At 72.7% G+C, this 12,355-nt stretch carries 9 protein-coding genes; 5 read left to right on the plus strand and 4 right to left on the minus strand.

From position 1 onward, the window contains the following. Positions 1–78: 78 nt before the first annotated feature. The 3 genes from ACZ4QV_RS12380 to ACZ4QV_RS12390 all read left to right on the plus strand — a co-directional run bounded on the left by ACZ4QV_RS12380 (position 79) and on the right by ACZ4QV_RS12390 (position 3,571). On the plus strand, positions 79–1,176 hold the full coding sequence (locus tag ACZ4QV_RS12380; protein WP_467762917.1) for an ABC transporter substrate-binding protein: 1,098 nt from the start codon (positions 79–81) through the stop codon (positions 1,174–1,176). Positions 1,177–1,180: 4 nt separating this feature from the next. Beyond that, a complete protein-coding gene (locus ACZ4QV_RS12385; RefSeq protein ID WP_361147686.1) occupies positions 1,181–2,386 on the plus strand; it encodes an LLM class flavin-dependent oxidoreductase in 1,206 nt (401 codons plus the stop codon). A 90-nt stretch (positions 2,387–2,476) separates the two neighbouring features. After that, a complete protein-coding gene (locus ACZ4QV_RS12390; protein ID WP_467762857.1) occupies positions 2,477–3,571 on the plus strand; it encodes an NAD(P)-binding domain-containing protein in 1,095 nt (364 codons plus the stop codon). Positions 3,572–3,662: 91 nt separating this feature from the next. Here the strand turns inward: ACZ4QV_RS12390 and ACZ4QV_RS12395 are convergent, their stop codons facing one another. Then, positions 3,663–4,067, minus strand: coding sequence for a hypothetical protein (locus tag ACZ4QV_RS12395; RefSeq protein ID WP_361147690.1), 405 nt, complete (start codon positions 4,065–4,067; stop codon positions 3,663–3,665). Positions 4,068–4,168: 101 nt separating this feature from the next. Between ACZ4QV_RS12395 and sigJ the strand changes: the two genes are divergently transcribed. Then, the gene (gene sigJ / locus ACZ4QV_RS12400) at positions 4,169–5,137 is read left to right on the plus strand and encodes an RNA polymerase sigma factor SigJ (protein WP_361147692.1); all 969 of its coding nucleotides are present in this window, start codon (positions 4,169–4,171) and stop codon (positions 5,135–5,137) included. Here the strand turns inward: sigJ and ACZ4QV_RS12405 are convergent. Beyond that, on the minus strand, positions 5,132–6,268 hold the full coding sequence (locus tag ACZ4QV_RS12405) for an FAD-dependent oxidoreductase (protein ID WP_467762858.1): 1,137 nt from the start codon (positions 6,266–6,268) through the stop codon (positions 5,132–5,134). The two genes, sigJ and ACZ4QV_RS12405, sit on opposite strands and share 6 nt — an antisense overlap. 434 nt (positions 6,269–6,702) lie before the next feature. Here ACZ4QV_RS12405 and ACZ4QV_RS12410 point away from each other — a divergent pair, with 434 nt between their 5' ends. Further along, on the plus strand, positions 6,703–9,891 hold the full coding sequence (locus ACZ4QV_RS12410; protein WP_467762859.1) for an ATP-binding protein: 3,189 nt from the start codon (positions 6,703–6,705) through the stop codon (positions 9,889–9,891). 66 nt (positions 9,892–9,957) lie between these two features. Here ACZ4QV_RS12410 and ACZ4QV_RS12415 read toward each other — a convergent pair whose 3' ends face one another. Both ACZ4QV_RS12415 and ACZ4QV_RS12420 read right to left on the minus strand, forming a co-directional pair. Beyond that, entirely contained in the window at positions 9,958–11,601 is a 1,644-nt protein-coding gene (locus ACZ4QV_RS12415; RefSeq protein ID WP_361880297.1) for a PLL family lectin, read from the minus strand. 85 nt (positions 11,602–11,686) lie between these two features. Beyond that, positions 11,687–12,343: a GNAT family N-acetyltransferase gene (locus tag ACZ4QV_RS12420; protein ID WP_361590415.1), complete on the minus strand. Its 657-nt coding sequence runs from the start codon at positions 12,341–12,343 to the stop codon at positions 11,687–11,689. Positions 12,344–12,355 lie beyond the last annotated feature (12 nt).

Here is a 12,355-nt window from a genome sequence, read left to right on the forward strand (position 1 = left end):
TCGCAGGTGGCAATGGCAGTGGCAGAGGCAGAGGACGTGGAGCGACGGAACGGAACTCGCAAGCATGCGCGCACCACCCTGCTGCTCCCCGCCCTCCTGCTTCCCCTCCTCCTGACGCTCGCCGCGTGCGGTGGGGCGTCCCGGGCGAACGGTTCGGGGAGCGGCGGGGCCCGTGGCGGGACGGACGGCAAGGGGGCGGTGACCCTCCACGTCGGCGACCAGAAGGGCGGTTCGGAGGCCGTTCTGCGGGCGGCCGGGGAACTCAAGGACCTGCCCTATCGGATCCAGTGGTCGACCTTCACCTCCGGTCCGCCCCTGCTGGAGGCGGTCAACGCCGGCGCGGTGGACGTCGGCGGGGTCGGCAACACGCCGCCCGTCTTCGCCGCGGCGGCGAACTCGAAGTTCAAGGTGATCGCGGCGACGCACGGCTCGTCCGCGGGTGAGACAGTACTGGTGAAGAAGGACTCACCGCTCACCCGGCCCGCGCAGCTGAAGGGCAGGTCCATCGCGGTGGCGCAGGGCAGTTCCGCGCACTACCAGCTCGTGGCCTCCCTGAAGAAGGCCGGGCTGACGCCGCAGGACGTGACCCTCAACCATCTCCAGCCGGCCGACGCGCTGGCCGCGTTCAGCCGCGGCCGGGTGGACGCCTGGGCGGTGTGGGACCCGTACACCTCGCAGGCTCTCGACCAGACCGACGCGCGGATCCTGACCACCGGCGAAGGCGTCGTCAACGGTCTCAGCTTCCAGGTCGCCGCGCCCGCCGCCCTGGACGACCCGGAGAAGTCGGCGGCGCTCAAGGACTACGTCGGCCGGCTGCGGCGGGCACAGGACTGGGTCCACCGGCACCCGGACGCCTGGGCGAAGGCGTGGGCCGCGGAGACCGGCCTGCCCCGGGACGTGGCGCTGGCGGCGGTCAGACGGACGCGGGGTACGGCGGTGACGGTGGCCCTCGACCGGTCGGCCGTCGCGTCCGAGCAGCAGATCGCCGACACCTTCGCCGCGCTCCGGCTGATCCCCGGCCGCGTCGACTTCTCCTCCTTCGTCGACACCCGTTTCAACGGCGGCCTGCCGCCTTCGAGCACGGCGCCGCGTACCTACGGCTCCCAGGGCACCGGCAGCTCCCCAGGCGCCGGCAGCCCCCCACACACCGACAGCCCTTCAGGAAAGGCCGGTTAACACCGTGACCGTGCATCTTCATTGGTTCCTGCCGACCGGCGGCGACGGGCGCACCCTCGTCGACCGGCACGCGTACACCGACGGCGGCGTCCGGCGCGACCGCATCACCCCGGTCAGCGGCGTACGGGCACCCGACATCGACTACCTGGCGCAGGTCGCCAAGGCCGCCGAGCAGTTGGGCTTCGAGGCGGTCCTCACACCGACGGGAACGTGGTGCGAGGACGCCTGGCTGACCACCACCGCGCTCACCCAGGTCACCGACCGGCTGAAGTTCCTGGTGGCGTTCCGGCCCGGGGTGATCTCGCCGGTGCTGGCGGCGCAGATGGCCGCCACGTACCAGCGGATCTCCGGAGGCCGGCTGCTGCTGAACGTGGTGACCGGCGGGGACTCCACCGAGCAGCGGCGGTTCGGTGACGCGCTGGACCACGACCGGCGCTATGCCCGTACGGACGAGTTCTTGCAGGTGGTACGGGGTGTGTGGGGTGGCGCCCCGTTCGACTTCCACGGGGCGCACTATCAGGTGGAGGGCGGTCTGACCGCGCTGCCGCCGGACCCGCTCCCGGAGATCTTCTTCGGCGGTTCGTCGGCGGCCGCCGGGCCGGTCGCCGCCCGCAACGTCGATGTGTACCTCACCTGGGGCGAGCCGCCCGAGCAGGTCAAGCAGAAGATCGACTGGATTTCGGGGCTCGCCGCGCGGGAGGGCCGTACGGTCCGTTTCGGCATCCGACTGCACACCGTCTCGCGCGACTCGGCGAAGGAGGCGTGGGACACGGCGGACCGGCTGCTGGGCGACCTGGACGCGGACACCGTGGCCGCCGCACAGCAGGCGCTGGGCAAGAGCGAGTCGGTGGGCCAGCAGCGGATGCTGGCCCTGCACGGCGGCTCGCGCGACAGGCTGGAGATCTCCCCGAACCTCTGGGCCGGGGTGGGCCTGGTGCGCGGCGGGGCGGGAACGGCGCTGGTGGGCAGCCATACGGAGGTGGCCGACCGGATCGAGGAGTACCACGCCCTCGGGATCGAGCACTTCGTGCTGTCCGGTTACCCGCACCTGGAGGAGGCGTACTGGTTCGGCGAGGGGGTACGGCCAGAGCTGGCCGCCCGGGGGCTGCTGCCCGACGGTGTCCCTCCCCGGCCCGGGGTCCCGGCGTCCGGCGGGCGCCCGGCCTCCGCGTCGGGCGCCGCACCGCTGCTGGTCGCGGGCGGACGGTGAGTCGCCGCGGCCCTGAGTCGCCGCGCCTCTGTGCCCTGAGGCCCTGAGGCCCTGAGGAAGATTTTCGCCCCCACCCTGGTTGGTAGAAACATGAACAACATCGGGGTGCGGGAGACCGAGGTCGTCGTGGCCGGTGCCGGCCAGGCCGGCCTGGCCGCCGCCTTCCACCTGCGGCGGGTGGGATACGAGCCGGACCGGGACTTCGTCGTACTGGACCACGCGCCGCGGCCGGGCGGCGCGTGGCAGTTCCGCTGGCCCACCCTGACGTACGGGAAGGTCCACGGGATGCACGCGCTGCCCGGTATGGAGCTGGCCGGCGCCGACCCGGACCGGCCGTCCTCCGAGGTGATCGGCGCGTACTTCGACACGTACGAGCGGACCTTCGGGCTGCGGGTGCACCGGCCGGTGGACGTGCGGACGGTACGCAACGGCGCGGGCGGCCGGCTCCTGCTGGACACCTCGGAAGGGACGTACGCCACCCGGGCTCTGGTCAACGCGACCGGCACCTGGGACCGGCCCTTCTGGCCGCGCTTCCCCGGTCAGGACGTCTTCCGCGGCCGCCAACTGCACAGCTCCTCGTACCGCGGGCCGCAGGACTTCGCAGGGCGGCACGTGATCGTCGTCGGCGGCGGCACCTCGGCCGTCCAGCACCTGCTGGAGATCGCCGGGGCCGCCGCCGGGATCACCTGGGTGACCCGCCGCCCACCGGTCTTCCGCACGGGCCCGTTCGACGAACAGCAGGGCCGGGCGGCCGTCGCTCGGGTCGAGGAACGGGTCCGGGCGGGCCTCCCGCCGCAGAGCGTGGTGTCCGTGACGGGACTGCCGATGACCGACGCTGTGCGACAGGCACGCGAACGCGGCGTCTTGGAACGGCTGCCGCTGTTCGACCGCCTCACCAGGACCGGCGCGGTCTGGTCGGACGGCCGCACCGTCGAGGCGGACACCGTGCTGTACGCCACCGGCTTCCGCGCCGCCGTCGACCACCTGGCGCCTCTCCGACTGCGCGAGCCCGGCGGTGGCATCCGCCTGGACGGAACCCGCGCCGTACGGGACCCCCGTGTCCACCTCGTCGGCTACGGCCCCTCCGCCAGCACCATCGGCGCCAACCGCGCCGGACGCGCGGCCGTACGCGACATCCGGCAGCTCCTGCGGCCGGACCGCGGCGATCGAGCGGCGACGGCCTGACTCCAGAGGTCGAGTCGCGGCGACGGGCTTCACCGGGCCCCGGCGACGGGACTTCAGCGCCGGGCCAGGACCGGCACGCCCGGGCCGGACATCAGCGCCGGGCCAGCGCCAGCACACTCAGGCCGAACATCAGGACACCCAGCGGGAGATGGACCGACGGGACATGCGCGACGCCGAGCACGACCTGGGCCGAGGCGAGTACGAGAAACCCTGACGCGTGCCAAACCGGTCGGGCCGGGCCGCCGCCCGGCTTCCATGCCAGCACCGCCGCGAGGACGTGGAGCATCGACGCCCCGTACATCACACGGGCTCCGACACTGTGCAGTGTCGCTCCGAAGGGCGAGGTCAGCAGCAGTCCGGCGGAGATCGCCTGAAGGAAGACGGTCAGGGTCTGGAGGGCTATCGCGATCCGCAGGAACGAGAAGCGGCGCGGTGGGTTCGCCGCCGTTGCCGTCTCCGTTGCCGCCGTCTCCGTCGTCGTCGCCCGAGTGGTCATGTCGCGGTCCTCTTTTCCGTCCCTGGGCAGCAGGCCGATAAGGTCTCACCGACTCGACGACGGGGGCCTGCGAAAGGTAAGGCGAGGGGGCGGCCGGGAGCATGGGGACTGTCGGTAGGGCCGGAACCGGCGCGGACGGGGCGGTCGGCGAGCGACGTCAGCTGATCAATGTCGCCTACCGGTTGCTGGGTTCGGTGACCGAGGCCGAGGACGCCGTACAGGATGCCTACGGACGCTGGTACGGACTGCCGCGGAGCCGGCGGGCGGAGATCCGGTCCCCCGGCGCCTGGCTGACGACGACGACCAGCCGCATCTGTCTGGACCTGCTCGGCTCGGCGCGGGCCCGTCGTGAACGCTATGTCGGCGCGTGGCTGCCCGAGCCGCTGCCCGACCGCGCGGAGTGGGGCCGGGCGGGCGGTCCCGGTCCCGTCGGCGGCACGGATCCCGCCGACCAGATCGTGCTGGACGAGTCGGTGGCGATGGCCTTCCTCGTCGTCCTGGAGACGATGACGCCCGCCGAGCGGGTGGCGTTCGTCCTGCACGACGTCTTCCGGTATCCGTTCGCCGAGATAGCCGGCGTTCTCGGCCGTACCCCTGCGGCGTGCAAGCAGTTGGCGGCATCCGCCCGGCGGCGGGTGGGCGACGCGCGCGCTCCGGTGTCCTCGGCGACCGGCCGGGCGGACGTGCCGAGGCAGGTCAAAGAGGCGTGGGAGGCCAAGGACATCGCGGCCCTCGTCGGCCTTCTCGACCCGGCCGCCGTGCTGACCGCCGACGGCGGCGGCCTGGCCGGCGCCGTCCTGCGCCCGGTCGAGGGCGGGGCGCGCATCGCCCGGTACCTGGTCGCCATGGCCGACCGGGCTCCCGGACTCGAACTTCTGGAGCGGTCGGTCAACGGTGTGCCGGGCCTGGTGGCCCGGCGGGCCGGCGTCGTCATGACGGTGGCCGCGTTCGACGTCTCCGGTGGGCGGGTCACCCGGATCTGGGCGGTCCGCAATCCGGAGAAGCTGCGGCCGTGGGCGCGGGAGGGTCGGCCGGGGCCGGCCGGGCCCCGTGCAGCCGGCAGCTCATGAGTCCTGCTGCGCGTCTTCGATGAACGCGGTGACGAGGCTGTGGGGCGCGTCGTCGCCGAAGAGGAATTCGTGGAGTCGGGTGCCTTCGGTGGCGGCTTCGGTGGCGCGGGGGAACATGGCCTGCTCGTACGTGGTGAGGGCGGTCTCGACGTCGTCGGGGTGCGCGGCGAGGGCCTTGCCGAGTTCGGCGCCGTCGTACATGGCCAGGTTGGCGCCCTCACCGTTCGGAGCCGAGAGATGGGCGGCGTCGCCGAGCAGGGTCACTCCCGGCACCCGGTCCCATCGGTGGCCGATCGGCAGGGCGTGGACGGGGCGCAGGGTCGGTGCGGTGTCGCCGTCGGTGATCAGCGCGGTGATTTCCGGCGCCCAGCCGTCGAATTCCCGCGCGATCCGTGCGGCGGCCGCGGTGGCGTCGGTGAAGTCGACGGCGGCGAACCAGTCCAGCGACTCGGTGAGCACCACATAGGTGTGCAGGGTGCCGCCCCTCTCCCGGTGAGCCTGGATGCCCTTGCCCGGCGCGAGCACGAACAGTGATCCGCCGCCGACCGCCTTCGCGGTGGCCGGATGCCGGCTGTCGCTGTCGAACAGGTAGGTCTCCACGAAGGCCCTGCCGGTGTACTCGGGGGTGGCGTCGGAGAGCAGCGGCCGGACGCGTGACCAGGCGCCGTCCGCGCCGACCAGCAGGCTCGTGATGACGGTGGAGCCGTCGGCGAAGGTCACCTCGTGGCGGCCGTCACCGAGGGCACGGGTGCCGCTGACCTTGTGGCCCCAGCGGACGGTGCCGGCCGGCAGCGAGTCGAGCAGGATCTGCCGCAGCTCGCCGCGCTGCACCTCGGGGCGTCCGCCCGTGCCGTCGTCGGCCTTGTCGAACAGGGTGCTCCCGTCCCGGTCGAGGATCCGTATCGCCTGGCGGCCTTCCAGGACGAGAGTACGGAACGCGTCGATCAGGCCCGCGACCTGGAGGGCCGGTTGGCCGTTGTAGTCGTGGATGTCGAGCATCCCGCCCTGCGCGCGGGCCGTCGGTGAGGCTTCCGCCTCGTAGACCGTGGCCGGGATGCCGTGGATGTGCAGGACGCGGGCCAGGGTGAGGCCGCCGAGGCCGGCGCCGATGATCGTGACGTGAGGGGTCATGGTGATTCCTTGCGTGTCGTGCGCCTGCCGGATGGGCACCCGGCAGGATCACTGGAAGAGTGCCGGGTCCCGCCGACAAGGCGTGGACATCGGGCCGACAGACTTTGTCGGTCCCCGTCGGTCCGCCGACATTCCCCTGACAGGTGACCGACACCGTGCAGTGCGCCGCCGTGTGCTCCGGCAGTCCGTCATCCGCCCGGGAAGTGCGCCGGGAAGCGCGCCGCCCTCTGCGTGAGCGAATCCGGAGGCCCGGGTCCGTGCACTCGGGAAGGTGACTTCGGTCCGTAACGCCGCGCGCCGTCCCGGCCTGCGGCTATCAAGGCAACGGCGGCACGGCGCCCGGCTGTCCGGACACGGATGCCCGGACGCGGATGTACCGCGGGCCAGGAGCCGCCGCCCATGATCCGCGAACCCGCGCCCGGAAGGACGGCCCCATGGAGACCGCGCTGATCGGGCGGGAACACAGCGTACGGATGCTGCGATCCCGTCTGGAGCGGGCGCGGGCCAGTCACGGCGGGCTGGTGCTGGTCACGGGCGAGGCCGGCATCGGCAAGACGAGCTTGGTGCACAGCGCGGTGGACGAGGCGCGGGACCACGGCGACATGCTGGTGGTGCACGGAACCTGCTGGGACTCCGACGGCACCCCCGGCTTCTGGCCGTGGACACAGGCGGTGCGGGGCCTGCGGCGCGGCGCGGCCGCCGAGGAGTGGGAGGCGGCAGCGACGGCCGCCGGAGGAGCGCTCTCCGTACTGCTGGGCGAGGGCACGGGCGCCGGCGACGCGCTGCGCTTCGAGCTGTTCGACGCGGTGACCACCCTGCTGGCCGTCATGTCGCGGAGCCGCCCGGTGACCGTGGTGCTGGAGGATCTGCACTGGGCGGACGCCGCGTCGCTGCACCTGCTGGAGTTCACGGCGCAGCACGCCTGGTTCGAGCGGCTGCTCGTGATCGGCACGTACCGCGACGTGGAAGTGCAGCGGCCCGATCACCCCCTGCGGCCGCTGCTGCCCCGGCTGGCGGCGCGAGCCACCACCGTCGCCTTGACGGGCCTGACCCCGCCGCAGGTCGAGGAACTGGTGGCCCGTACGGCGGGGAGCCGGCCCGACGCGGCCACGGCCGCCGAGGTGTGCGCACGCACCGGCGGCAACCCGTACTTCGTGGAGGAGACGGCCCGCCTGTGGTCCGCCGGCCAGTCCGTGGCCGCCGTCGCGCCCGGGGTCCGTGCCGTGGTGCACCGGCGGCTGTCGCTGCTCGGCGCGCCCACCGTACGGCTGCTGGGTGCCGCCGCCGTGCTGGGCCGCCGCTTCGAGCGGGGAACCCTGGCCCGTACAGCCGGGATACCGGAACCGCTCGCCGCCGGGCTGCTCGGGGAGACGGTCGAGGCCGGGCTGCTGGAGCCGTCGGCGGCCGACGCGTACGTCTTCATCCACGACCTGGTACGGGAGTCCCTGTACGAGGGGCTGGCGGAGGAGCGCCGCCGCCATCTGCACGCCGCCGCCGTACGTGCGCTGCGGGACACAGCCTGCGCCGGGGACCGGGCGCGGCCGACCGACCTCGCCCGGCACGCCTACTTCGCCGGCCCGGCCCTCGACGCCGGCGAGGCGGTGGACATCCTGGTGGCCGCGGCCCGGCACGCGGTGAGCAGGCTGGCGAGCGAAGAGGCGGTAGGGCACTACCGGCGCGCGCTGGAACGGCTCGGGACCGGCGATCCGCACCGCCACGTGCTGCTCGCCCTCGACCTCGGTGCCGAACTCCAGCTCCTCGGCGAGCACGAGCGTTCCTGGCTGGTGTACGAGGACGCCGCCACACTGGCGTCCGGCACGGGCGACGCCGTGCTCGTGGGCCGCGTGGCACTCACGCTGCACAGCGCGGACGGCCGGGGCGACGGGACCGGGCTCAAGTCCCGGGCGCTGCGCGAGGCACATCGTGCACTGGTCACCGGGGCTCGCCCCGCCGACGACAGACCCGGTGCTCGTGGTACTCCTGGCACTCCCGGCGGCGGGCCGGTGGAGGAGGTGGCCCGCCGTGTCGTGGCAGCCGCCCGCGCCGCCGGCGACGACGATGCCCTGCACCTGGGGCTGTGGGCGCGCCTGCACGCGGTGTGGGAGCCGCGCACGGCGGCACAGCGGGTCGACGTCGCCGGGGAGTTGATGGAGGTGTCCCGCCGCCGGGCCGATGTCTGGATGGAGCACCTGGCGGCTTCCATGCGCTGGGTCGCCCTGCTCGAACTGGACGACCCGGCGTTCCTCCGGCAGTTCCACTCCATGGTGGCCGGCGCGGACGCCTGCGGACTGCCCCGGACCAGCATGATCTCGGTCATCGACCGCAGCGTCGTGTACGCGTTCATGGGCCGCTTCCCCGAAGCCGACGACCTGCTCGCCCGAACCCTGGCCCTCAGCGGCACCCACGCCAACTACTACCAGTACTTCATCGGCCACCACCGCTGGGCACTGTCCCTCCTCCAGGGCAGCTTCCCGGAAGCGGAACGGGCCCACCACGCCACACCGGGACGGGACCCGCTGTACACCCACGTGCTGGCGGGCATCACCGCGTTGGAGCAGGGCACCGCCTCGACCGCCGGAGCGGTGCCGTGCCCCGGGGACGGCCCGCCCGGCGACAGCGTGCTGGAGCGCGGCATCGCCCCGCTGCGGGTCCGGCTGCTGGCGCAGAGCGCGGCGGCGTCCCGGGACCCGACGCGCTGCCGCCAGGCGCACGCCGCGTTGGAGCCGTACCGGGGGCAGTGGCTGGTCTCCCTGTTCGGCTGGGACATCAGCGGCCCGGCAGCACTGTGGTCGGGCCTGCTGCACGCCGCCGAGGAGCAGTGGGAAGCGGCAGTACGGGACCTCACCGCGGCCCGGCGGTCCGCCGACCGGCTCCACGGCCGCCCCTGGTCGGTACGCGCCCGTACGGAACTGGCCCGTGCCCTGCTCGCCCGCGCGGGCCCCGACGACGCGGCCCGGGCCACCGCGCTGCTCCGCGACACCGAGGCCGAAGCCCGCGAACTGGGCATGCCCCACATCGCCAACCAGTCCCGCGACCTCCGCCCCTCCCCCACACCGCCCACTCAACCTGCCCTGCCCGAGCGGGAGTTCGTACGCAACGGCGCCGTATGGCGTCTCCGTTACGCAGGCCGCACCGTCCACGTACCCGACGCCAAAGGGCTGGCAGACCTGCACACGCTGCTCGGCCGCCCCGGCCAGGACGTCCCGGCCACACGCCTGCTGTACCCGGACAGCGCGCCCATGGCCGCGGCGGCGGCCGCCTTCGGAAGCGACGTGGTCCTGGACGACGAGGCGAAGTCCCGTTACCGGCGACGCCTGGAAGTGCTCGACGACGAGATCGACAGGGCAGCCGCCCGCGGCGACGACCGCACGGCCGCGGCATACGACCACGAGCGGGAAGCCCTCCTCACCGAACTCCGCAACGCCGCCGGACTCGCCGGGCGCCCCCGCCGACTGGGCGACGAGACCGACCGCGCCCGCAAGAACGTGACCGCCCGCATCCGCGACAGCCTGCGCCGCCTGACGACACACCACCCCGAACTCGCCATCCACCTACAGGCATCGGTGTCGACCGGCGCACTGTGCCGCTACGCACCGGCCGACGAGGTCCGCTGGCACCTGTGAAGCCGCCGTACGGCCGCCCCGCACCCCCGTGTGCGCGGGACGGCCGTACGGCGGAGCCTGCGACGTCTATGCGGACGTCGAGGTGGGGAGGGGGACGGTACCGGAGTCGGCGCCGACCTCGGTCTCGGCGCGGGCATGGCAACCAATCCCGGCCTCAACCCCGGTCTCGGCATCCGGCGGGTCATCGGACAGGTTGCCTTCCATGTCGACCCAGGTGTCGTTCCAGGCGTGCCCCTGCTCGGGCCCGCGTTGCCAGGTGTGCGTGACACGGCTGTCCGGACCCCGCCCGAAGACGGAGAGCGAACCGTGCGGGTTGAGAACGACGGCCGGATCATTCACAAGCCGGCCGTGCAACGGCGCCCAGCCGGACCACGGGCCGCCCGTACCCGTCTGCCAGCGATGATGCAACCCGTCGTCCGTGCCGCGCGCGAACAACACCATCCCACCGTCCCGGCCGACAAGAACCGTGGGACGTCCACGCACGGAACCCTCCATGTCCACCCACCCATCGTTCCACGCATGACCATGCTCCGGGCCACGCTGCCAGGTATGAGTGACCCGCCCGCCAGGGTCGCGGCCGAACACCGACAACGCACCGTTGGGACTCAGCACCACCGCCGGATCACTCACCAGACGACCGTGCAACGGCACCCACGCCGACCACGGCCCCCCGACACCCGTCTGCCAGCGATGATGCAGCCCGCCATCAGCACCGCGCGCGAACAGCACCATCCCCCCACTCCTCCCCACCAACACCACGGGCCGCCCGCGGACCGAACCCTCCATGTCCACCCACCCGTCATTCCACGCATACCCCTGCTCCGGCCCCCGCTGCCACGTATGAGTGACACGCCCACCCGGATCCCGAGCAAACACCGACAACGCACCGTTCGGACTCAGCACCACCGCCGGGTCACTCGCCAACCGCCCGCCCAACGCCACCCATTCGGGCGCCCACTCCCCCGCCTCCGACTGCCACGTATGCCACAGCACACCGCCATCCCCCCGCACGAAGACAACCAACTTCCCGTAACGCCCCACCAAAGCCCACGGCCGCCCCACCGCCCGACTCCCCGGACGCCCCAACCCCACCCAGCCCGACCACGCACCCCCAGGAACGCTCTGCCACCGATGCACGACCCCACCCGACGCGTCCACACCAAAAATCACCATCCCCGAACCCGTGTCCACCACCGACGGGATTCCCACACTCACCCGGCCGGTCGCCCGGGGAGCCTCGCCCGTCCACCAGGTCGTCTCCTTGCGGGCGCCGGGCCAGGAGAAGCTGAAGTGGATGTGGTTGGTATGGGGGTTACTGCCTCGGTACGGCTGCCAGCCGGCGTCGGGGCGGTTCGCCATCCAGATGCGGCGGTTCCAAATCATGTACATGATGCCGAAGCGGCGGGCCAGCGCGTGGGTGTTGCCGTGCCGGTCGGTGGCGTGCAGCCAGTTGATCAAGTCGTCGGCCAGGTGGGCCTGGCCGTTGACCTCGACGCCCCAGTCCCAGGCCCGGCCTTCCTTGTGTTCACTCTGTCCGCCGCTGCCGCAGGACCGGCTGATGCCCAGGTCCCGGGTTCCCGCGTAGGCGGCGAGCACCAGGTCACGGAAGCCGGTGACGCCGGGTTTGGCCGTGGGGTCGCAGTCGCGCTGCGGGTCGTACGGTGCGTACGGGTCGATGCGGGGACCGAAGTCGGGTGCGGTCGGTGCCATGGGGGCTCCCCTGGTCCGGCCGCCTCCCGGTGAGGCGGCTCTGCCCTTGGGGCGCGCGACGGGAACTGGCGCATGCCAGACGCGATCACGCAGCTCCGGGAGAAAGACCGGTCAGACTTCCGGTACGCGGACCTGGCTCGGCCCAGGACCCGTCGGAGGGCGGGTCGAGAAGGAGACTCATGTACAGCGCCGTCTCGCCCTCGGACGCGGTGCCGCTGTACAGCGTCGTGTCCAGGCCGCAGAAGCCGAATCCCATCCGCTGGTAAGCGCGGACGGCCGGGCCGTTGATGTTCGTGACCTCCAGCCATACGTGCCCGGCGCCGCACTCCCGGGCCCGTTCGACGGCGTGGTGCATCAGCGTGCGGCCGATGCCCCGTCCCTGGTACGGCCCGGCCACCTCGATGTCGACGATGGTCAGCCGCCGGTTCCAGGGCTCGTACGCGGTGTCCACATAGCCGCACACGCGATCGCCGTCCAGTGCGACGAACCGGCGCTCGTCGCCCGAATCGCCCGGATCCTCGTCGCTTTCCGGCTCGTCGTCGGGGAATACCTTGTGTACCGGCGGGTCCAGTGGCACTGGCCGAAGAGTGAACCCGTATTCGGAGCGCACCACTTCGAAAACGGTGTCCGAGGTGAACTCGCCCTTGATGACGGCGGACCGGTCACTCTCGCTCTCCGCCGCCCGATAGGTGATGGCCTCCGCCGCCGCACCCCTCGTTGACCTGCTGTGTGTTGACGCCACCTGCTCACCGTA

The organism is Streptomyces sp. NPDC026394, from assembly GCF_055567735.1.

Excerpts from the sequence above, each read along its gene's own strand:
- ACZ4QV_RS12390 (WP_467762857.1), top strand. The coding sequence starts at position 2,477 with ATGAACAACATCGGGGTGCGGGAGACCGAGGTCGTCGTGGCCGGTGCC.
- ACZ4QV_RS12395 (WP_361147690.1), bottom strand. The coding sequence starts at position 4,067 with ATGACCACTCGGGCGACGACGACGGAGACGGCGGCAACGGAGACGGCA.
- sigJ (WP_361147692.1), top strand. The coding sequence starts at position 4,169 with ATGGGGACTGTCGGTAGGGCCGGAACCGGCGCGGACGGGGCGGTCGGC.
- ACZ4QV_RS12405 (WP_467762858.1), bottom strand. The coding sequence starts at position 6,268 with ATGACCCCTCACGTCACGATCATCGGCGCCGGCCTCGGCGGCCTCACC.
- ACZ4QV_RS12410 (WP_467762859.1), top strand. The coding sequence starts at position 6,703 with ATGGAGACCGCGCTGATCGGGCGGGAACACAGCGTACGGATGCTGCGA.
- ACZ4QV_RS12415 (WP_361880297.1), bottom strand. The coding sequence starts at position 11,601 with ATGGCACCGACCGCACCCGACTTCGGTCCCCGCATCGACCCGTACGCA.